23 protein-coding genes are annotated in these 20842 nt (G+C 60.5%); 18 read left to right on the plus strand and 5 right to left on the minus strand.

Annotation, left to right across the window (positions count from 1 at the left end):
* Positions 1-25: 25 nt before the first annotated feature.
* From tnpB to ACVMDN_RS11585, 4 genes are read right to left on the minus strand one after another with little or no spacing between them, the layout of a single operon-like run.
* The gene (gene tnpB / locus ACVMDN_RS11570; protein ID WP_076834308.1) at positions 26-379 is read right to left on the minus strand and encodes an IS66 family insertion sequence element accessory protein TnpB; all 354 of its coding nucleotides are present in this window, start codon (positions 377-379) and stop codon (positions 26-28) included.
* On the minus strand, positions 360-833 hold the full coding sequence (gene tnpA / locus ACVMDN_RS11575) for an IS66-like element accessory protein TnpA (protein ID WP_253610664.1): 474 nt from the start codon (positions 831-833) through the stop codon (positions 360-362). Before tnpA ends, tnpB begins: the two co-directional genes overlap by 20 nt.
* Positions 834-880: 47 nt before the next feature.
* Positions 881-1492, minus strand: a complete 612-nt coding sequence (locus tag ACVMDN_RS11580) for an aminotransferase class V-fold PLP-dependent enzyme (protein ID WP_456843689.1) — start codon at positions 1490-1492, stop codon at positions 881-883.
* Positions 1378-1947 carry an aminotransferase class V-fold PLP-dependent enzyme gene (locus tag ACVMDN_RS11585; protein ID WP_456814249.1) on the minus strand — a complete coding sequence of 190 codons (570 nt, stop codon included), beginning with the start codon at positions 1945-1947 and terminating at the stop codon, positions 1378-1380. The genes ACVMDN_RS11580 and ACVMDN_RS11585 overlap by 115 nt, the downstream gene beginning before the upstream one ends.
* Positions 1948-2142: 195 nt before the next feature.
* Between ACVMDN_RS11585 and ACVMDN_RS11590 the strand changes: the two genes are divergently transcribed.
* Positions 2143-2802 (plus strand): hypothetical protein, encoded by a 660-nt coding sequence (locus ACVMDN_RS11590; RefSeq protein WP_456814250.1) that lies wholly within the window; start codon positions 2143-2145, stop codon positions 2800-2802.
* A 143-nt stretch (positions 2803-2945) separates the two neighbouring features.
* On the opposite strand, the gene ACVMDN_RS11595 is transcribed toward ACVMDN_RS11590, so the two are convergent.
* Entirely contained in the window at positions 2946-4520 is a 1575-nt protein-coding gene (locus tag ACVMDN_RS11595) for a hypothetical protein (protein WP_456814251.1), read from the minus strand.
* Between the two features lie 634 nt (positions 4521-5154).
* Here ACVMDN_RS11595 and ACVMDN_RS11600 point away from each other — a divergent pair.
* From ACVMDN_RS11600 to ACVMDN_RS11680, 17 genes are all read left to right on the plus strand, one after another.
* Positions 5155-6237 carry an IS630 family transposase gene (locus ACVMDN_RS11600; protein ID WP_456814252.1) on the plus strand — a complete coding sequence of 361 codons (1083 nt, stop codon included), beginning with the start codon at positions 5155-5157 and terminating at the stop codon, positions 6235-6237.
* Between the two features lie 232 nt (positions 6238-6469).
* Complete coding sequence (locus tag ACVMDN_RS11605; RefSeq protein WP_456814253.1) at positions 6470-7876, plus strand: hypothetical protein; 1407 nt, start codon at positions 6470-6472, stop codon at positions 7874-7876.
* A gap of 369 nt (positions 7877-8245) precedes the next feature.
* Positions 8246-8461 carry a hypothetical protein gene (locus tag ACVMDN_RS11610; RefSeq protein ID WP_456814254.1) on the plus strand — a complete coding sequence of 72 codons (216 nt, stop codon included), beginning with the start codon at positions 8246-8248 and terminating at the stop codon, positions 8459-8461.
* Between the two features lie 90 nt (positions 8462-8551).
* Positions 8552-8767, plus strand: coding sequence for a hypothetical protein (locus ACVMDN_RS11615; protein ID WP_456814255.1), 216 nt, complete (start codon positions 8552-8554; stop codon positions 8765-8767).
* Between the two features lie 64 nt (positions 8768-8831).
* A complete protein-coding gene (locus ACVMDN_RS11620; protein WP_456814256.1) occupies positions 8832-9338 on the plus strand; it encodes an A24 family peptidase in 507 nt (168 codons plus the stop codon).
* 31 nt (positions 9339-9369) lie between these two features.
* A complete protein-coding gene (cpaB, locus tag ACVMDN_RS11625) occupies positions 9370-10308 on the plus strand; it encodes a Flp pilus assembly protein CpaB (RefSeq protein ID WP_456814257.1) in 939 nt (312 codons plus the stop codon).
* Positions 10308-11510: an AAA family ATPase gene (locus tag ACVMDN_RS11630; protein WP_456814258.1), complete on the plus strand. Its 1203-nt coding sequence runs from the start codon at positions 10308-10310 to the stop codon at positions 11508-11510. Before cpaB ends, ACVMDN_RS11630 begins: the two co-directional genes overlap by 1 nt.
* Positions 11507-12949 (plus strand): CpaF family protein, encoded by a 1443-nt coding sequence (locus ACVMDN_RS11635; RefSeq protein WP_456814259.1) that lies wholly within the window; start codon positions 11507-11509, stop codon positions 12947-12949. The genes ACVMDN_RS11630 and ACVMDN_RS11635 overlap by 4 nt, the downstream gene beginning before the upstream one ends.
* Entirely contained in the window at positions 12949-13875 is a 927-nt protein-coding gene (locus ACVMDN_RS11640) for a type II secretion system F family protein (protein WP_456814260.1), read from the plus strand. Before ACVMDN_RS11635 ends, ACVMDN_RS11640 begins: the two co-directional genes overlap by 1 nt.
* Positions 13872-14780 carry a type II secretion system F family protein gene (locus ACVMDN_RS11645; protein WP_456814261.1) on the plus strand — a complete coding sequence of 303 codons (909 nt, stop codon included), beginning with the start codon at positions 13872-13874 and terminating at the stop codon, positions 14778-14780. The genes ACVMDN_RS11640 and ACVMDN_RS11645 overlap by 4 nt, the downstream gene beginning before the upstream one ends.
* Positions 14781-14798: 18 nt before the next feature.
* Positions 14799-15437, plus strand: coding sequence for a methyltransferase family protein (locus tag ACVMDN_RS11650; protein ID WP_456814262.1), 639 nt, complete (start codon positions 14799-14801; stop codon positions 15435-15437).
* Positions 15434-15919 (plus strand): hypothetical protein, encoded by a 486-nt coding sequence (locus ACVMDN_RS11655; RefSeq protein WP_456815237.1) that lies wholly within the window; start codon positions 15434-15436, stop codon positions 15917-15919. The genes ACVMDN_RS11650 and ACVMDN_RS11655 overlap by 4 nt, the downstream gene beginning before the upstream one ends.
* Before the next feature lie 7 nt (positions 15920-15926).
* Positions 15927-17270 carry a pilus assembly protein TadG-related protein gene (locus tag ACVMDN_RS11660; RefSeq protein ID WP_456814263.1) on the plus strand — a complete coding sequence of 448 codons (1344 nt, stop codon included), beginning with the start codon at positions 15927-15929 and terminating at the stop codon, positions 17268-17270.
* The gene (locus ACVMDN_RS11665) at positions 17270-17689 is read left to right on the plus strand and encodes a TadE/TadG family type IV pilus assembly protein (protein ID WP_456814264.1); all 420 of its coding nucleotides are present in this window, start codon (positions 17270-17272) and stop codon (positions 17687-17689) included. The genes ACVMDN_RS11660 and ACVMDN_RS11665 overlap by 1 nt, the downstream gene beginning before the upstream one ends.
* Before the next feature lie 401 nt (positions 17690-18090).
* A complete protein-coding gene (locus tag ACVMDN_RS11670) occupies positions 18091-19749 on the plus strand; it encodes a type II and III secretion system protein family protein (protein WP_456814265.1) in 1659 nt (552 codons plus the stop codon).
* A gap of 12 nt (positions 19750-19761) precedes the next feature.
* Positions 19762-20160: a hypothetical protein gene (locus ACVMDN_RS11675; RefSeq protein ID WP_456814266.1), complete on the plus strand. Its 399-nt coding sequence runs from the start codon at positions 19762-19764 to the stop codon at positions 20158-20160.
* An 85-nt stretch (positions 20161-20245) separates the two neighbouring features.
* Positions 20246-20794, plus strand: a complete 549-nt coding sequence (locus ACVMDN_RS11680; RefSeq protein WP_456814267.1) for a tetratricopeptide repeat protein — start codon at positions 20246-20248, stop codon at positions 20792-20794.
* The last annotated feature ends 48 nt before the right edge of the window (positions 20795-20842 follow it).

Here is a 20842-nt window from a genome sequence, read left to right on the forward strand (position 1 = left end):
CGCGTCAACCGCTCAACTCAAGAGCTCAGCCGGCAACCTGATATTGCCGCACCGGATGACGGACCATCGCATCGATATCGATGCCGTCGAGGATCCAGTGCAACTGCTCGGTCGTAAGCCGGACGACCGCCTCCTGGCGGCGCGGCCATCGGAACTTGTCCTCGGTCAGCCGCTTCAGGACCAGCACAAAGCCGGACCGGTCGAAGAACAGCAACTTCATCCGGTCGCAACGGCGATTGCAGAACGCAAAAACCGCCGGCACAAACGGATCGAGCGCCATCGTCTCCTGAACCAGAACCGCAAGGCTGTTGATGCCAGCTCGGAAGTCGATCGGCTCACGGTGCAGATAGACCTGCAGGTCACCGCCCAGTCTGAACATGGCCCAGGGCTCCAATGATCGCCGTCAATGCATCCACATCCCCGCATTCCAGCGCGAGCTTCACGCCATTCGGCAGCGACGCGCTCACTTTGGCCGGAGAACAAAAAGCTGGAGACCCCTTGGATTCCGACCCACCCACTTCATCGCAGGTCGCCGGCAAATCCACCGCCTCCACACTGCCTTGCCGCGACAAACCCCGCTCGGCGGCCCCCTCAAGGTGAACCGGGATGAACGCCGAGGGTGACGACGACGGCGCCGACCTGGCCGCGGCGTCCTTCTTGATCCACTTCCGAAGCAGGTTCGCGTTGACCCCATGTTCGAGTGCAAGTCTCGAGACCGAAACGCCAGGCTCAAGGCAGGCCGCCACAAGACGCTCCTTCGATGTCGTCTCAAAGCGCCGGCGACCGTTCCGACCAACAAGCCTGACACGCAGTTTCTGACCATCGTCGCTCATCATGAGGTGTCCACCTATTTAAGTGGACACCTCATGCATCAGAGCACTCAAAACCAAAAGGTGCGGGGAAATTCGCGCTTACGTTTCTCACGCAAAGCGCCACGGATCACGAGAGCCCGCCCGTCGGTCGCCTCCCCGGCGAGCGGAAGACGCACAGTGGACATTGATCCGGTTAAGGCATCGTCTGAACCGCGTTCGGTGTTCCAATGCTTTGCAAGCAAGTTCGCGGCTTGCCGCGCGAGCTGGATATTTCGTTCGCGTAGCAGTTGGCCGCCGATGCGCAAATGGTAGTCGATAGCTGCCGGCATCGTGAGCCATGCCGTAGGGTCACGCGTCCCGGTCCAATCGAATTCCGCCGCAAGACCTTGGCCGTAGCCGTGGGAAATCACCAGCGGATGGGTTTCGGCCTGGTTAGCTGGTGAGGCCCACAGAAATCCGCTTCCCTTCGGGGCCATTAGCCATTTGTGGCAATTGCCGACGTACCAATCGGCTCCAATTGAGGGAATATCGAGCGACAGCATCCCCGGGGCGTGTGCACCGTCGATCAGGACCTTTGCGCCCGCTTCACGACATAGCGCGGTGAGTTCGCGAACCGGAAAAACGGTGGCCGTCGGCGAACTGACGTGGTCAAGAATGACCAGCCGGGTGCGGGGACTGATCGCGCGGCGACCGCGTTGACGATCTCAACCGGGTCACTGATGGGAAATGGCACCGCGGCCTCCAGGACGACCGCACCGGCGCGTGAAGCGTGATATTCGGCGGCCTTTCGGATCGCTGGATAACCGTGATCTGTCAGCAGAATTTCATCGCCCGGCGACAGCCTGATCGAACTTAATACCATGTTGCAGCCGGCTGTCGCGTTCTCGATGAAGATGAGATCAGAGCCGGTCGCCTCGACAAACATCGCAAGACGGTCGGCGCCAGTCCGTAGCGCCTGCGACAATTCGAGCGCGAGGAACCTGGTCGGATCGCGCTCCATTCGATCCTGCAAGCGGCGCTGCTCGTCCAACACGATGCGAGGCACGGCACCGTACGAGCCATGATTGAGGAATGACATATCGGGATCGAGCAGCCATTCTCTGCGCGGTACCAACGCATTTGAAAGGTCAGACAACTGGACTCCCGGCAAGCTCGTTCAGACGCATTCGCAAAACCTGCTGCGGTCGAGACCTTCTCCCATCACTTCGCCTCGACGGGTGCGATGAGATCGGCAATCCGTAGCAGGCCTTGGCAAACCCGCCAGATAAAATTGGCACGCAGGAACAATTCAGTCGCATTATTCATGTTGCCGAATTGAAAATGATATCCGTTGGCGACGATGTTATGCGATGCCGATAGTCGCGACAATCTGGGTACGCGCGCAGTGAACGGCCTCGATCAACCGCCGACCGAATTCTCTGGCGTCTTCAAGATCGAGCGCAATCAGCCGGGGAGGGGTATGGGATTGATTAAAGGGATAAATCGCTTCAACGAAGATCATTTGCCGTCTGACAAAAGGACCAGTTGGTTGATGGATTTTTCCGCGGGAAATAAAAACGAACGATCGTCAGGGGCGACCTTGACTTCGTGCTTTGGTTTGAAGTCGACGACGAACCTGGGCGCTGGGGTGATCGGCATCGGCAAGCCCTTATCGAATGGTCTCAATCAAAACGAAAAAATCCTAAACAAATCAAAGGGAAGTCGCAAGTCGTCAGCTTTCGCACACGTCGCTTGCGAGAGGCGTAAGCCTTTGCTCGCATCGGGACAGCGTTTACGCGTTGTCGGCTCGGTAAATGGTTATACTGTCTGCCAATCTGTTGGGAGACCACGTCGGCGCGTTCGGACCTTCATGATGTCCCACGGTCGTCGATCCAGGCACTGTAGCGTGAACAGGATCCAGAAGCTTCATTCGCAGCTTCTCGACGAAGAGCGCAGCAGGCAATCGGCCGCGCCGGCCGATGCGGGCAAGCCGCCGCTGCCGGTCGTGTAGTGGGGACAATCGAACCCGGAGAGTTGCGGCCGGCTCGGACGGGATTCGGCAACTGCTCTTGAGGCGACACGAAGTCCGCCAAGGCCGCTCTTCTTGGAACCGAGCGTTTGGGCAGTATCGACCATCGTCGTTGTCAAATTAGACTATTGCAACGCGACAGATCGATCCTTGGCCTGCTGGATGCCACCGGCAAGCGCCTTTGCGTATAGCTCGCGTGCCTTCGTCACATCGCCGCGTGTTCCGTAGGTCTTCCACGTGGAAAGAACGAGAGGATCATAAGTCTCCGCGAGCATGAAGCTCGCCCGTGCGCTACCCGTCTCGACAGCGTGTTCGAGTACGATACGCGCTCCACTGATATCCCCCTGGCCGAGCAGGGTGCTGGCGCGCGCCAGCAATCTAGCCGCTTCCGGACCGCCTTGCGCCTCAGCGACGGCTGCGGGCTCTGTCGGAGCTGCCTCAGCGGCATGAGTCGGCCTGGCTTCGCGGCCCAATGCCGGCGCCTCGGCCCTGTCGCGCTCCTTCCTCAGAGACTGCCGCAGCTCTGCCCTCGCGCTCTCAGTGGCCTTCTTCGCGTGCATCGCCGCGTCGCCGGCCTTGGTTGACAGCGCCAGCTGGGTCTCGAGGTCTCGCCGCGCTCTCGCAAGCTCGCCAGTCAGCGTCTCGGCCCTGTCGTGCTCCGTCTTCAAAGACTGTCGCAGCTCCGCCGTCGCGGTCTCGGCGGCGTTCTTCGCCTGCGACGCCTCGTCGCTGGCCTTGCTTGACAGCGCCAGCTGGGTCGCGAGATCCCGTCGCGCCTTCGCAAGTTCGCCCGCCAGCGCCTCGACCCTGTCGTGTTCCTTCTGCAGAGACTGTCGCAGCTCCGCTATCCCGCTTTCCGCGGCTTGACCGAGCAGCGTCGCCTGATCGCGCGCCTTGTTCGCCTGCGCTATCTGCATCTCAATGACCTGCTGCGCCCTCGCCAGTTCATTTGCCAGGGCCTCTGTGCGGCGCCGCTCCTTTTCAGATGACTGTTGCACTTCCGGCTGCATTGCCTCCGCAGCTTGTTTGCCCCGTGCAGTATCCCGCGGTGGCGGTGCGATCGCCCGGCCGGCTTGCTGACGAAGAGCCGGATCCCGCGCCGATGAATCGGCTTTCTGCAGGTCCTGGCTTGGGACTGTCTCTTGCTTGACGGCCTCCAAACCAGCTGTGCCCGGCCTGATGTTATCCTCCTCACCAATGTATCGCGTCACATAGGAGCCGAGCTCGGCGTGGAAATACCAGCCGATGAGCGACGTCCCGACCATCACCGCGGCGATCGAGGCGATGGCGCGCCGCGCGGTCGGTCCGCGCTCCTGTTTGCTCTGCGCGGCCCGCGCTTCAGCCAGGACGCCATTGACCGGGTCCGCGTTCGTAACCAGACGAGTTAATTCCGCCACCCTCGCGCGTTCGGCCAGGCCCGAGGGGAAACAAAAAGAGCGCGGCCCCGGCGACGCCGGGGGGGCGATCGATCCAGTTTCCTTTGGCGGAATAAATTCATCTTGCAGGATAAATTCATCACCTTCCTTTGGAAGATGCATTGTTTGCCAATGCGTCGGCGTGATCTCGCTTGGCTCGCCATTTTCCTGGATCCAGCCACGGCCATCAGCCGACCACTGAGCTGATTCAAAGCGTCCGCTTACGTCATCCTCGAGAATGACGAATGTCCCATCCTTTGGAGCGGTGTCGATCACGCGGCGCATGTAAAAGACGCCTATTCGATGCGGTTATCCAATTTTTCAAAACGACTTTGCCAATACACAGATTCTACTACGCCCCACCAAAGGTCTCAAGAAATAGTCATTTAGGTTTGTGGCGGTAGTCCGACCGCAGCACGGCGGCGGACATCTACCAGGCTGCGCGCGCCATGGCCGCAGGCCGAACTTGTCCGCCACCGCGGCGGTTTTCAGGCGGCTGAAGGAGTCAAATCCGTAATTTTTGCGGGTCCTCCCGTGCCAAAGCAGATCACTCCTTATGCGCGTGGACGCCCTGTGACTGCGCCAGAGCCCTTTCGGCCTCGGTTATCGCCGCGTCCGTTGAGCGGAACCAACCGTTGTCACTGCTGGCGCTGGTGCGCAAGGCGTTGGCTGGGCAGGTCTAGGCAAGGACAATGTCCCTGATCGAGCGAAATGTGCAGGTCCAAAAGCTTCATTCGCAGCGGCTCGAGGAAGAGCGCAGTAGGCAATCGACCGCGCCGGCCGACGCAACCAAGCCGCTGGCGGTCACACAGTGGCGGCAATCCAACCCGGAGAGGTACTAGTGTCCTGAATCAAAAGTTCGGCGGACTCCAAATCGACTCGATGATAGCGGACTCTCCTGATTTGGGGAGGATTGGCGATGGGTCGGCGCTTTGCTCCGCTGGAGCTTGATGAGGTGGAACGTGCTGAGTTGACATCGTTGGCGTCGCGTCGAAGCACTGCTCAGGCGTTGGCACTGCGGGCTCGGATCGTCGTGGCCTGTGCTGAGGGCGAGCAGAGCAAGGTCGTGGCGGCCCGTTTGGCTGTCGATCCCGACACGGTCGGCAAATGGCGGCGGCGGTTCTCCGAGCATCGGCTTGAAGGTCTTTGGGACGAGCCGCGATCGGGGACGCCACGCACGATTGAGGATGCCCGGATCGAGGCGGTGATCGTTCGCACCCTTGAGACTCAGCCTCCCGGGGCCACCCACTGGAGTTCGCGCAGCATGGCGCGGGCCAGCGGGCTGTCAGTCTCAACAGTACAGCGTATATGGCGCGCTTTCGGCTTGCAGCCGCATCGGTTGGAGACCTTCAAGCTCTCAACCGACCCCGACTTCGTCGCCAAGGTTCGCGACATCGTCGGCCTTTACGTAGCTCCGCCCGAGCGCGCCATCGTACTGTGTGTCGATGAGAAGTCGCAAATCCAGGCGCTGGATCGCAGCCAGCCCATGCTGCCCATGCGACCTGGCCAGCCGGCGCGCCGTAGTCACGACTACAAACGCCATGGCGTCACCTCGCTGTTTGCCGCCCTCGACGTCGCAACCGGCCGGGTCATTGGCAAATGCTATGGACGCCATCGTGCCAAAGAGTTCCGCAAGTTTCTCGATGAGATCGAAGCTGCGGTTCCAGACGATCTGGACGTCCACCTCGTCATGGACAATTACGCAACCCACAAGACGCCGTTGATCCGCAACTGGCTGGCAAAGAGGCCGCGCTGGCACGTCCACCTGACGCCAACCAGCTCATCCTGGCTCAATCAGGTCGAACGCTTCTTTGCACTCATCACCGAGCGTAAGATTAGGCGCGGCATCTATCGCAGTGTGGCGGCGCTACGGGCCGAGATTGCCTCCTTCATCGACCATCACAACGCTGACCCAATGCCGTTCCGATGGACCAAATCAGCTGACGACATTCTCGGCTCAATCGAACGCTTCTGCGCTTACAATCTGCCCGCCAAGGCATAAAATGCCATGAACTTTTGGTTCAGGACACTAGCGGCTGAGAGGGGATTCCGGAAACTGCTTTTGAAAAGGGCGATTTTTAGGGATTGCTGGGTTGCACCCATCGGTCCGAGTCGAAGATGATCGGCAGCGAGGGACAGAAAATTCAAGCAATAACTCACTTCAGTCGAATAAACGGACGGGGCCGGAAGTGAATTCTGGGCGCAGCGATTACCTTCGGCCTTGGTTGCCGCTCTTGCTCGCGGCTACTGCCTATCTCGCGATCATCGCCAGAGGCAATTTCCTGCTGAAGGATGCCGACATTTATTGGCATATCGCGGTCGGCCAGTGGATCGTCGATCATCGTGCCGTGCCTCACGTCGATATGCTCTCCTTCACGATGCGCGGTGAACCCTGGATAACCAGTGAGTGGCTATCCGAAGTCCTTTATTTCGTTGCCTACGAACTGGCCGGATGGACGGGACCCGTGATGTTGGCGGCGCTGGCATCGTCGCTCGCGTACTACCTGCTTGCGCTCCTGCTCCTGAAAAGACTGCCGAACATACCGGCCACGATCTTGGCGTCGGCTGCAATCGTAATGACGTCGTTCCACGTGTTCACCCGCCCGCATGTCCTGGTCTTTCCCCTGATGGTGGTGTGGGCAGATGCGCTGGTCAGAGCGAGCGAAGAGCGACGGGCTCCTTCCTTGGTATATCTTCCACTCGTCACGCTTTGGGCCAACCTCCACGGAAGCTTCACGCTGGCCTTGGCGCTGATTGGGCCGTTCGCCCTGGAGACGCTCTGGACGTCGGATAAATCGGACCGCGCCAGGATTGCAGTCCAATGGATTCGATTTGGGGTGCTGGCGCTTGGGGCCGCATGCATCAACCCATATGGGCCGGAAGCTATCCTGGTCATCGTGCGCATTTTGCACCTGGGAGACGCTCTCTCACATATCAGCGAGTGGCAACCCCTGGACTTCAGTTCCGTCCATGCTGTCACACCATGCCTTATCGCTGGGCTTGCCTACCTGCTTTACAGCGGGCTCAAGCTCCCTCCGATCAGGATCGCCACGCTCCTGGCGGTAGTTTATCAGATGCTCGTCCACGTGCGGTATGTCGACGTTTTTGCACTGGTTGCGCCATTCTTCATTGCCAGTCCGTTGGCGCAACACCTGTCGTGGCCCCAGTTGCAGCACAACCGGAAAGTGGTCGCCCCAACGCGGTCAACGGTGATCGCAGCGATCGCCGCTCTCGTCGTCGCCAGCGGGGCGATGATCGCGGTAAAGGACCTCACGCCACCACTCGCGCCGCGTGCCGCGGTCGAGAAACTAAGGGAGCAAAGGGCAGATCGCGTACTCAACGCCTACTTCTTCTGCGGATACCTAATGCTCCAGAACATTCCGGTGTTCATTGATTCACGCGCAGAACTGTACGGAGCGAGCTTTCTCAATCGCTACGTGCGTGCCATCTCGCTCTTTGACGTAGCGGATTTCGTTAGATTGCTCGATGAATACAAGATCGACGCAACGCTCCTGTCTCCGTCGACTCCGGCGGTGGGTCTGCTCGATCGGCTGCCGGAGTGGGAGCGGGTCTATGCCGATGACGTGGCCGTCGTCCATCTTAGGCGAGCGCAGAGGGACAATACGGAGCTCCGCAACTAGCCTTTGCTCGCCACTTCCGACTGTTCGTAGGCAGGTCGCCTTTGGCTGCTTCGAGAACTCCAAGATGCCGAGTGTTGTGGCTGGCCTGGAGGGCTGCGCAAATCTGCGGGCGCCAGGACCGTATTCGCACGGAGCCGCCAAACTGAAATGTCGTGAAATGTCGAAATGCCTATTATTCAACAGGTTTTTCACGCTTAGCTTCGAAGCGCCGCGCAAAAAGGGGCAGCCAGCCTATACGCCAGTAGGGTTAATAAACGATTACCAATCGACAGCTTTCTCGCGACGCATTATAAGAAAATCCTAGTTGGCACCAGACTTTGCCCCGCCAACATGTTGCGTAAATTTCATTCCTAAAAGGGATATATTCCTATGCTCAAGATTTACATCCAGACCACCGAAGCCTTCAAGCGTCTCGCCTCGGACAAGGACGGCGTTGTGTCGTTCGAATACGTGATCGTCGCCGCTTGCATCGTCGCTGCGGTCGCCGCCGCGTTCGGTACCTCGACTTCGTCCGGCGTCGGCTCGGCGTTGAGCTCTGCGATCGGTAAGATCACCACCGCGGTTAACAACGCTGTTTCTGCCTAAGCCGAAACGCTGACTGCGGTTGGCAGAGCTTTTCCGCCAACAGCGGCCAACGGGACTGCGATGTCGGCAAGGTCGAAGGAGGCTTGCTCCATGTTGCGTTGTTACATCAAGGCCAGAGACACGTTCCTGCGTTTGCGCACGGACAAGGACGGTGTCGTGTCGTTCGAATACGTGATCGTTGCCGCTTGTATCGTCGCCGCGGTTGCCGCTGCGTTTGGTACCTCGACGTCGTCCGGTGTCGGCTCGGCGCTGAGTTCAGCGATTACCAGTATCTCGACCGCTGTGATCAACGCGGCCTCTGCCTGAGGAGGCCGCGCTTTTGGGGGGGCATTTTTTTATGCCCCCCCGACATTTCTGAGGCATATATTTCATGAATTGGATTGCGACCACGACCTCGTGTCTGGAAATCGCATTGTTGTTTTATGTCGCAACGATCGATATCGCGACACGTTTGATCCGAAACGAAATTTGTCTGGCGCTGGCGTTCCTTGGGATCGTTGGTCAATTGGCCGGCCCGATGCAGATTGGCCAGTCGCTGATCGTTGCTGCGATCCTGTTTCTGGTGCTTTTCGTGATCTACCAGCGCGGAATGATCGGCGGCGGCGACGTCAAATTGCTGGTTGCCCTGGCGGTCGGCCTCCCGCTGGCCGGCGTGATTGAGCTGTTGACCGTAACTGCATTGGCTGGTGGCGCTCTGGCCGCAGTGCATTTGATGATGCGCCGCCTGCCATATCCGCGGCTGGCGCCCGCCGGATCGTCGCTTGCGCGAAGGGTCTATGCAGTCGAGCGCTGGCGCCATTTGAGGCATGCACCGCTGCCCTACGGGGTCGCCATCGCATGCGGCGGTATCTGGACTATTTTGAGCAAAGGATTTTGACATGTCGTCCGCTTTGCGCGTCTCAATCATCATGGTGCTGTTGCTTGCGGCTACGGCACTCGGGATCATTGCCTATAATGTGAACCAGGCGAAAGACCCGGTCGTTGCCCAGGCGGTCGCGGAAAAGCCGGCGGCGCCGGCGCCAGCGACCGTCGGCTACTTTGTCGCGACGCGTCCGCTGTCGAAGGGGACATTGGCGCGAGACGAGGATTTCGCCGTGCGCCAGGCGGCGCCGAACCGTGTCCCCGCCGGGGCGATCCTCGAAACGCCTGATTCCAAGGCCGGACTTCCCGGTTCTCTGGTTCGCAAGTTCGTCGACGCCGGCAGCGCCATCACCTTGGAGGATATCCTGCGTCCGAAGGATCGGGGTTTCCTCGCCAGCGTTCTGGCACCTGACAGCCGGGCAATCAGCATCAGGGTTGACGAGGAGACAGGCGTGTCCGGTCTGATCCGGCCGGGCGACAATGTCGATGTGGTGTTGACCCAGGTGTTCGAGAAGGCGGATCCGGTAAAGCGAGCCGTCAGCGAAACCGTTCTGTCCAACGTGCGGGTCATCGCGATCGACCAGGAGATTGCACAAGGCGGGCGCCCTGTCAGCAATGCTGTCGTAGGCAAGACGGCGCAAACCGTCTCGTTGGAGCTCAAGCCCGAGCAGGTCAAGAAGGTCGCCGTTGCAAAGCAGCTTGGAACGCTCTCGCTCGTCGTTCGAGCCGCGGCCGAGCAGTGGACCAAGGCCGACACGGGTGCGACATCAAGCTGCGATGTATCGCCCGAACTGGCGCGCCAGAGTGCGGTTGCCGGCCAGAGCACGACGGTTGCGATCTATAGCGGCAGCGGGGTCAAGCAATACTCCGTCAGGAAGCAGGATGCAGACTATGACCCCCGTGCGGCTTGTGACGGGCCATCCGGGATCGACTCTCAGACGACGGCTGCGGCCGTGGACGTTGGCAAGGCGCCGGAGAAACGTTGATGAGTGTGAACATGGCAGTGGTGGACCCACCCGAAGAGACGACGTCCCTTGTTGCGCGTAATCGCATCGTCTGCTTCGTGAACGACGAGTTGAGCGCTGCGGCGCTTCGCAAGGGTCTTGACGGCAGCAACCTGGTGATCCGGCGTGGCACCGTCCGTCATGCGACGCGCATGCTCGAGACCGACACCGATCTGTACGCGCTGGTAACCGACATCAGCGGGATCGATGATCCCTTTACCGAACTGGAGCGTCTGGCCAGCGTCTGTCCACCTGATGTCAAGGTGTGCCTGATCGGCGACAACCGGGAAATCACCTTTTACCGCGAGTTGATGGAGATCGGGCTTACCGAGTACCTGCCGACGCCGATCACCCGCGACATGGTGCTGGACCAGCTCCGGCCGAAGCTGCTTGGAGAGGCCGCCCCCGCCCAAAATGATCGCGGCGGGCATGTGGTCTCGATCTGTGGTGCGCAGGGTGGCGCAGGTGCAACGAGCATAGCGATCAACCTCGCACTGCAACTGGCAGAGACCACAAAGGCCAAGGTTGCGCTGCTCGACCTGCATCTGCAGAACGGCGAGACCGCGGTGATGCTAGGTGTCCGTCCGGGACCCGGCTTGCGCATTGCCCTTGAAAATCCGATGCGGGCCGACACGCTGTTTCTGGAGCGGACGGCAATCGACGTGAACGATCGGGTTGCCCTGATCTCCGGCGACGAAGATCTCGATGCCAAGCTCGATATCACCGAAGCGGGCGTACGACACGTGCTGGGCCTGCTTCGTCAGCGCTTCAACTACGTGGTCGTCGATGTGCCGGTGCCGTTCCCGGCTTCGATCTATCCGGTCATCCAGATGTCCCGTCATGTGCTGGTGCTGCTGGAAGCCGAGGTGACTGGGCTGCGCAACGCGCATGCGCTACGTACCGCTGTCACCAACATCGCCGGCAAGGATCGGGTCTTTACCCTGCTCAATCGTGCTGACCGGCCCGGTGGCCTTCCCAGGGGGACGATCGTCAAGGCACTTGGCGCTGAGCCTGATATGGTGATCCCTGACCTCGGCAAGGGAATGACCCAGGCGGTCAACCTCGGCATTCCCGCGCTGAAGCACGTATCCAGACTGCGGCGTCACCTCGCCCCGATCGTACGGGAGATCACTGGCGTCGGCTCCATGAAAAAGGGCGGCTGGAAGAGGTGGCTCGGGCTATGAAAAAGTTCGGCAGGCGAGCAGACGAAATGCCAGTGCGGATGCCTGGCGCGGTGCTGGTCGCGCCGCCCGCGGCACCAAGCGTGCAGCCGGTCCCGCCGCCGTTGCTGCCGGCGGAGCCAAGCACGGCGTCATCGGCACCGAGCCTGTTTGCGCCGGCGCCGAAGCATGGAGAGCCTTCGCACCACCCGGTGATGCCGGCGTCGCTGCGCGAACGGGTGATCGAACAGATCGAGCCGGGGATTGCCACGACGGTCTCCCGCGACGTCCTGCGGCGGCAGATCGAGGAAATCATCCACGGCATCGCCAACCAGGAGCGGCTCGAGCTGTCGGGCCGCGAGCAGCTCTACCTCGCGGAGGAAATCGCCGACGACATGACCGGCTACGGACCGCTTCGTCCGCTTCTGCTCGACGAGTCGATCAACGATATTATGATCAACGGACCGAGCAACGTCTACGTCGAGCGGGCCGGAAAGCTCGAGCGGGTCGCGGTTCGGTTTCGCGACAATGACCACATCGCCTCCGTCGCCCAGAAAATCGCCTCGCAGGTCGGCCGCCGCGTCGACGAATCCAGCCCGATGGTGGACTGCCGTCTGCCTGACGGCAGCCGCGTCAACATCATCCTGCCGCCGCTGGCAATTCATAGCCCCTGTATCTCGATCCGAAAGTTCCCGAGTCGGCGTTTCAATATCGCTGGGATGATCGAAAACGGAACGATGAACGCGGCCCTCGGGCAGTTGCTTGAGCTAGCCTCTCGCTGCCGGCTCAATGTGCTGGTCTCCGGCGGCACCGGCTCGGGCAAGACGACTCTGCTGAACGCCTTGAGTCAATTTATCGACCATAGCGAACGCATCGTCACGATCGAGGACGCGGCCGAACTGCAACTGCAGCAACCGCACGTGATAAGCCTGGAGACCCGGCCGCCCAGCCTCGAGGGCACGGGCCAGGTGACGCAGCGCGATCTGCTATGGAACGCGCTGCGCATGCGGCCAGACCGCATCGTCGTGGGCGAGGTGCGCGGCGCCGAGGCATTCGATATGCTGCAGGCGATGAACACCGGCCACGATGGATCAATCTCTACCGTGCATGCTAACAGCACGCGCGATGCTCTGACCCGTGTGGAAAACATGGTGCAGATGGGACAGGTTAATCTGCCGTCGCGTGCGATCCGTGCTCAGATCGTCGCCGCCTTGGATCTTATCGTGCAGGTCGAGCGCATGCGGGACGGCCAGCGCCGCATCGTGCAGGTCAGCGAGGTGATCGGCCTCGAGGGCGACGTGATCACCACCAATGACATTGCGCTCTTCGAGTACAAGGACGAGGACGTTCATGGGCGCATATCGGGCACCTACCGGTCCACCAACGCGGTCCCGAAATTCAAGAGCCGCCTCGTCTATTATGGGCTTGATCGAGCCTGGGCCGAGGCGATGAGGCAGATCTGATGTCGACGCCCTTGGTCATCGTTCTGGTGCTTCTGCTGTGTGCCACGGCAAACACGCTGTGGCTTGACTCGCGACAGCGGCGTATGGACCGCCAGCTTGAGATTGCGCTGCCGACAGCTGAAGCGGCGACCCTGGTGTCAATCCGTCGTGCCGCCAAGGCTTCACGTTGGAATTTACTCGATCGTCTGGTCAATTACCGTCCTGAGATGGTGTACGCTGTGCGCCCGGTCTATGTGCTTCTTGCCGGGGGATTCGCTGCGGCTGGAATTCTCTTCCTCAATGAGTTGTTCAAATTCTCGGGCCTAAAAGCGGGTACTGCGGCTGCGATCGTCGCCATCATGGTCGTGCGCGGTCTGTTTGGTTGGCAGCAACGGCGCGTCGCAAATCAACTGTTCCAGCAACTTCCGGACGCGATCCAGCTGGTGACGAGTACCGTCCGATCGGGGCTGCCTGTCCACGAAGCATTCCGCACCATCGCACGCGAGATGCCGCAACCGACATCCGGGCAGTTTGCCATCGTCTGTAGCGAATTGAATCTCGGCAGGTCGCCCGAGGAAGCCGTCGAAGACATCTATCGGCGAACGCAAGTGCCGGAATATGCGATGTTTGCGGTCACGCTCGCAGTGCAATTGAAGACCGGCGGCAGCCTGGCGGAAACGCTACAGACGCTGGCCGAAACCGTAAGTCAGCGGGTTGCGCTTGCGGCCCGTGCGAGGGCGCTGGCGGGAGAGGTCATCTTTTCCTCGCGCGCCCTCACAATGGCGCCGGTGATAGTTGGCGCGCTGCTCTACTGGATCAATCCGCATCTGGTCGATCTGCTGTTGTTCGATCCGGAAGGAAACGTGTTGCTCGCGTACGCCGCGTGTTCGGTCCTGATGGGACATTTCGTGATCCGTTGGATGGTCAGAAGGGAAACCTCGCTATGACGGCCGGTCTCGGTTTGGCGGCTCTCGCTATAGCAGCCGCGGCTGCGACCTTCCTGTTGATCATCCGCGAGCTCCATCTCCGCGCGTTGAACACGCGGGTGTCGAACGCAGTGTTGGGCATTCCCGACCGATCGGCTTCGTCCAAGGACCTGATCGGCTGGCTTTCATCGGTCGGCACGCGCTACAGGCGTTTCTACGGTCAGGAAAATCTGGACCAGTTGCGGGCGGTCCTGCAATCGGCAGGATTCAATCACTATCGAACGCTGCCGATTTGGATCGGCTTTAAGACGGTCAGCAGTTTTGCGCTTCCGATCGCAGGGTTCTCTATCGCGCAAATTCTGGGAAGGCCGTTCAGCGACGTGATGATCTTCACGTTTCTCGGCCTGGCGTTCGGAATTATTGGCCCACGCGTGATTCTGATGGTCCTGAAGCGGCGCTTCGATACGGCCGTTCGGGCAGGCACACCCGATATGATCGATCTGCTCGTTGTCTGCAGCGAAGCGGGCATGGGCCTGGAGAGCGCGCTGGAACGCGTGGCGGAAGAGATGGGGGAGACCAATCCCTCAATCGCCTATGTGTTGCACGGTCTTCTTGATGATCTCCGGATCTTGCCGAGCCGCGCTGACGCGTTCGAGAAGCTCGCTTCAACCTCGGAAGGTCTGCGTCGCTTCGGAACCATGGTCAGCCAAAGCCTGCAATACGGCACGCCGCTGAGCCAGGCCCTGCGCAGCATCGCGACCGACTTGCGCCGCGAACGCATCACCAAGCTGGAAGAAAGAGCGCACAAGCTGGGCGCCAAGCTCACCGTTCCGATGGTGCTGTTCCTCCTCCCGGCGATGTTCATCATTCTGGGCGCGAGCCCGTTCCTCCACCTCATGCGAACATTCGCCAACAGCGGTCACTAAGCCATGAGTGCAAGTACAATGACGCTGCCGACAAGTCTGGCTTACGACCGTATCATCCGGGTCTTGGGCAGCGCGTGGTTTCTTCTCCTGGCACTTGTCGTCGCATTCAAGCTCGGAACATCGGCTGGCGAGCTTTGGCCGTCGCTCGTGTCGAGTCTTTGCGTGGCGGTGTTTTACCTGATGCTGGCACTGCTGGTCCTCACCCGGGCGCCCGCCAAGGCGCAGGCGGAAGGCCTTCCGCCGAGAATAGCGGCATTTGTCGGCACTTATTGGCCATGGACGATCACGTTCTTCGACAAGACGGAAGGGGCACTGCCGAACCTGGCGTCAACGGTTTGCGTGCTGACCGGCATGATCATGATACTCGTCACCATCCGGCATCTGGGACGATCATTCAGTCTGGTGCCCCAGGCGCGTTCGGTGGTGCAGACCGGTCCTTACCGCTGGATCAAGCATCCTCTCTATCTGTCGGAGGAGATCGTGTTCCTCGGTGTCGTGCTGCAGCATTTGAGCTTGATGACCGTAGCCTTGCTGATCCTGCACATCGGCATCCAGGTCAGCCGAATCCTCTACGAGGAGGACGTGCTTCGGCGCAATCTTCCCGAGTATTCCAGCTACGAAGCGTCGCGCTGGAGATTGATCCCCTACGTTTGGTGAAAGCGGACATGCCTTGCAGGGAAACTCGTGCTAGCCTCAAGCGTTCGCTGATCGCGGATCAGCGCGGCGCCGTCGCGCTCGAAGTGCCGATCGTCTACGTTTTCCTGCTCTTGATCGTTCTTCTGCCGCTCGCCGATGTTGCGCTCGCCGGCTTCCAGTACATATCGGCGTTCGCGGCATTGCGCGGGTTCGGGCAAGCCATCCTGTATTCCCCGCCACCGGATGTGACCAACGCGTCCAGTTGGGCGTCGGCCGCGCTCGCCAAGGCCGATAGCCGTTATCCGATTCCCAGCATCACGCTGATTTGCGGCGAGAGCAATGCTGTCTGCTCTTCATCCAACTCTGATCCCTCCCAACCGAAGTACTATTCGTATACGACAACGATCACGCTGGCGCCGATGGTGCTGAGGTCCGTGCTGTGCGTTAGCGGCAATACCAATCCCTGTTCTTTCACGCTGTATTACTCGGAACGGTTTCAATAGGTGTTCCATGCGCAACATCCTCCATTGCCGCCGGGGCTCGGCCGCATTCGCAACCGTGATTGCAATGGTGCCGTTGATCGGAGTGATGGCGCTCGGCGGAGAGGCCGGGACGTGGTACGTCACCCAGCAGCGCGCCCAGGGCGCGGCGGATGCGGCCGCCTACGCGGGCGCCTTGCGATTGGCGTGCGACGCTTCTCCACAGCCTGGCGTAAGCTGCAATAACTCACAGACATACGATTACCGCGGCAAGCAGGTCGCTGCTCAGAACGCGTTCTGCAATGCTTCGGGCGACCCGACCTATCCAGGCTCCAAATGTGTGAGCACAAGCGCAATTACGCAGACTGTCCAGGTCGCTTCGCTGACCTCGTGGAACGGGACGGCGGGAACTTACGTCCAGGCCACCATTGGCCAGCAGCAGCCGGCATATCTGGCCAGGATCCTTGGCTTGTCGACGGTCAATGTGGGTGCGACGGCGATCGCCCAGGTTGCGAGTGGATTAGCGCAGCCTCCATGTGTGTTGGCCGTGACGGGTTCGGTTACCTTTCAGGGCAGCGCTACCGTGTCGTCGCCGACCTGCGGTATTTCGTCGAACAGCAACGCGTCTAACGCGATCGGATTCATCGGCAATTCAGGCATCTCAGTGGATGCGCCGAGCTACACGGTCGGCGGCTGCTCCCAGACGGGCGGAACCCAATGTACGGGCGTGAAAACGTATCAGCAGCCGATCCCCGATCCGTTGAGTGCGGTGAACACGGCGCTGTCCGCGTTGAAGACATCGGCTTTTCTGAACAACAATAGCAGCACTACACCCCAACCGTATGAGACGTGCTCCTGCTATAACAGCAACAACAATCCGACGTTCACTTACCCGCCCGCATTAAGTGGGACGTATTATTTTTCGGGGAAAGTCAAAATCAATGGGAATCCGACCGTAAAGGGTACGGCTACGCTCATATTTTTCGCAGGAGCAACGCTTACCTTTACTGGTACGCCAATCATTCAGCTTACGGGAATGAGCGCGCCTTCGGGACCTCTTTCGTCAACGGTATTGGCCCAGATGTCCAAGCTCGTCATCTATGATGGTGAATCGACGCCGGGCAACCAAACTGTAAATATCAGCGGCGACTCGACCAGCTACTTCAACGGCATTGTCTATGCACCCAACGCTAACCTCACTTATTCCGGTAACAGTAGCTCATCTGCCCCGGCAACTGGTTGCTACGAGGTTATTGCCGCCGCAGTTACCTTTCAGGGCAACACGAAGCTGGATAACTCTCAATGTCCAAATTCTTCGACCAGTCCTGGCTCGGGGGCAGAGCCTAATGTTCAAACCGTGCGTTTGGTGCAGTGATGAAACGGCTAGACCAGCGCGGTGTGGCAGCCCTGGAATTTTGCCTCATTGCCGTGCCCCTGTTCACCCTGATCTTCGCCATTTTTGATTTCGGGCGCTATGCGATCACGATGCAGTCGTTGCGCGCGCTTGCCGATGCTGGCGCCCGGGCGAACATGATCCAGTGCTACACACCCGCTCTCATTGCGGGTACATCACCGTCCGCTTGTACCACCGACTATCTGTCGGCCGCACAAAAGCAGGCGGTTGCGCCGTTCCTATATAACACCAGCCTCGGTCTCTCGCCGACAGTGACCACGACCGCTGGGACCAACGCGCTTACCGTGACGGCATCCCAGACAGGCTTCAAGATGTTGATGCCGATCTGGAGCACAACAACGTTCAACGCGCCGAGCGCGTCCACCAAGATTCCCTTCTGAGGAGAGCCCGAATCGCGGGGCCTGACCGAGCGGGTTTCGCGGCCGATAGCCGCCCGATCGGCGGTTGCCCGTTGGGCAGGCGGGGATTAGCCCAAGCGGGTTACGGAAGTGGTGCGCGCTGGCAACATCCGGGAGTTTTCTCAGGCGTCGGCCCCCCCCCGGCAGGGCTCTTTCCTTGCAATCAGGGCGCGCGGCGGGGGATTATCTGGAGCCGCCATTTGCGGCCTGGCGAGTGGGGATACGACAGCTCAGCGCGCCAGGGAATGGGAATTTCGCGAGTAACCATTTGTAGTCGGACAAACTGTAAGCTCTACGGCGTGGTGCACGAACTGGAGTGATCGGGACGTCGAGGCCGTAGGTTTACGGGGGATCGTCGTGGAGACACGGCGAAGGGGATAGGCATGGTTGGAAGGCGCGTTTCGGATGATGCGGGACGGAGGCTCGTCGCCCTGAGCGCGATGGCGCTCGGTGCTGTAGTCAGCCTGTTTCATTCTACCGATCCTGCCGCAGCCGCGGACCGGAGGGCTCCATCGTCAAGCGGCGTCTTCGTCAGCGAAATGAACGACGTCCAGCGCGTCAGGGTGACCATCAACAAGTCACGCACCTTCAGGGTCGATACCGCGTTTGCCTCGATCGTCGCGGGCTCGCCTGATATCGCGGACGTGAAGTCGCTGAGCGATCACCTAATCTACGTCCAGGGCAAGAAGACCGGCACGACCAACGTCATCCTGTTCGACAGCTCGATGAAGCAGATCGGCATTCTCGATGTCGAGGTGACCGTCGATATCGGCAACCTGCAGCAGAACATCCAATCCGGCACGGGCACGCGCGGCATTCGCGTGTCTGCGTCCGAAGGCCAGGTCGTGCTGAGCGGAATGGCGGCCGATGCAGTCTCCGCGGAGCGGGCGCTGACGATTGCAAAGGGTAGCGTTCCCGAGGGCGGCATTGTCGTCAATGCGATGAGCGTCGCTGCGCCGCAGCAGGTGATGCTCGAGGTGCGCTTCCTCGAGGTCAACCGGCAGGCGGGACGTGATCTCGGCGTGAACCTCATGGCGGCCAACGCCAATGGAACCAACATCGGCATTTCGGGGCAGGGTGGCGTTGTAGCGGCTGGTCGAACTCCCATTGGCGGTATCAACACCAGCAATGGCACCTTCGGTGCCGGGGGCGGTCCAGTCGGCGCCGCTCCCACAGGCAGCCTTCCTGTGCTGGGAACGATCGGAACGCTTGTCGGTTCTGCCGGCGGTGTTTCTCCGGCCCCGTTCGGAAGCTTGTTGACCAGCATCCTGAGGACCAGCAACGGCAGTTCGGTGGATCTTCTGATTACGGCGCTGGAAACCAAAGGGCTCGCGCGCCGGCTGGCGGAACCGAATCTGACCACGCTTTCCGGTGATGCCGCGCGCTTCCTGGCCGGTGGCGAATTCCCGGTGCCGGTCCCAAGCCAGTCGACAGCCGGCTTTCCGACCGTGTCGATCGACTACAAGAAGTTCGGCGTCGAGCTCGCCTTCGTGCCAACTGTGCTCTCGCGCGGCTTGATCAATCTCCGCGTCGAGCCCTCGGTCAGCGAGCTCGACTTCACCAATTCGGTGACGATCCAGGGCACCAGCGTTCCGTCACTGACCCGCCGCGACGCGCGCACCACGGTCGAGTTGCGTGACGGCCAGAGCTTTGCCATCGCCGGTCTCTTGCAGACACGCAACCAGCAGGACGTTTCGCAATTGCCCTGGATCGGCTCGGTGCCCGTGCTTGGAGCCTTGTTCAGTAGCAAATCCTACCAGCAGCAGGAAACCGACTTGGTCATCATCGTGACGCCGCGCCTGGTTGCGCCAGCGGCACCCGGTCAGCAACTAGCGTCGCCGCTCGACTCCCGCCTGCCGGCCAACGATGTCGATTTCTTCCTCAACGGTCAGACGGAAGTTCGCAAGCGTTACGACGACTACGTCAATTCGGGCGGCGAGGTGAAGGGACCCTATGGTCACATCATAGCGCCGAACGCGATTGTGCCCGCTTCGCCACCGGCCGTTGGTGCGAACCAGCCGGTCGTGAAAACCCTGAACTAGAGGAGGCGAGGGATGACCATCAGGTATCTGGCTCTGCTCGCGCCGGTCCTGCTCGGCGGCTGCTACGGCGTCTACGGACATGACGAGATGGACCGCTACGTCCGGCGTTCCGACACTATCACGATGAGTGCCGGCAACGCCAAGGAAGTCAACGCCGCCACCCACACGATTCACCCATGGCCGGCCTATGTCGGTGACCGCAGGATCGCGTACGACGCGCGGCGTGTGACAGAATCCGTGAAACGTTACGGCACCACGTCGCGGCCAGTCGATCAGCTGCCCGACATAAGCGCTCCGACGACGGCGATGGGCCAGGCACCGCCGGTCACTACGATTCAGAATGTCAACACAACCGGATTGGGAGCGGGCACCGGAGGATCGGTGTCCGTCGGGGTGGGGGGCAATAGGTAAACCTGCTCCGCCGCACGCTCTGTTTTCCGTAGGTAGTTTTACGATGGTTTTTCGAATGATGCTGGTAAGTTGCTGGGATCGGGCTATGGGACGAGGTTTTCGGCGTCTCATTCCGGCGCTTGCCTGCTGCTGGCTGGCGGTGGGCCTTGGCGCCTGCGACTACACAACGCGGGAGGCCGCGATCGTCGCGCCCGTGGATCCGCCGGGCGGCGATCCGGTGCAGGAGCCGACCGACGTCAAATACTATCCCTCCGACGAGCCGGTTCGGATGGGGCTCGAGCAATACAACCGCGGCAACTACGGCATCGCCCAGCGATATTTCAAGGACGCCGTCGAGAAATCGCCAAAGGACGTGACGGCTTGGGTCGGGCTTGCGGCGAGCTATGACCGGATACGCCGCTTCGATCTTGCCGACCAGGCCTATGCGTCAGCGATCCGGCTGGGTGGCGAGACCGTGCAGATTCTCAATGACCAGGGCTATTCCTACATGCTGCGCGGCAATCTGAGCGCGGCGCGAAAGAAGTTCGAGAAGGCGTATTCGCTCGATCCGGGCAACCCGGTCATCGCCAATAACCTCGAGCTTCTCAACGGCAGCCGAAAGTTCATCGAGCGGCCGCCAAACAATCAGCCGTAGGCTCACGGCCGCGCGACTGTCGACTGATTTTCGGACCGAGCCATCAAT

The sequence above is a fragment of the Bradyrhizobium sp. USDA 4510 genome (genome assembly GCF_054059095.1).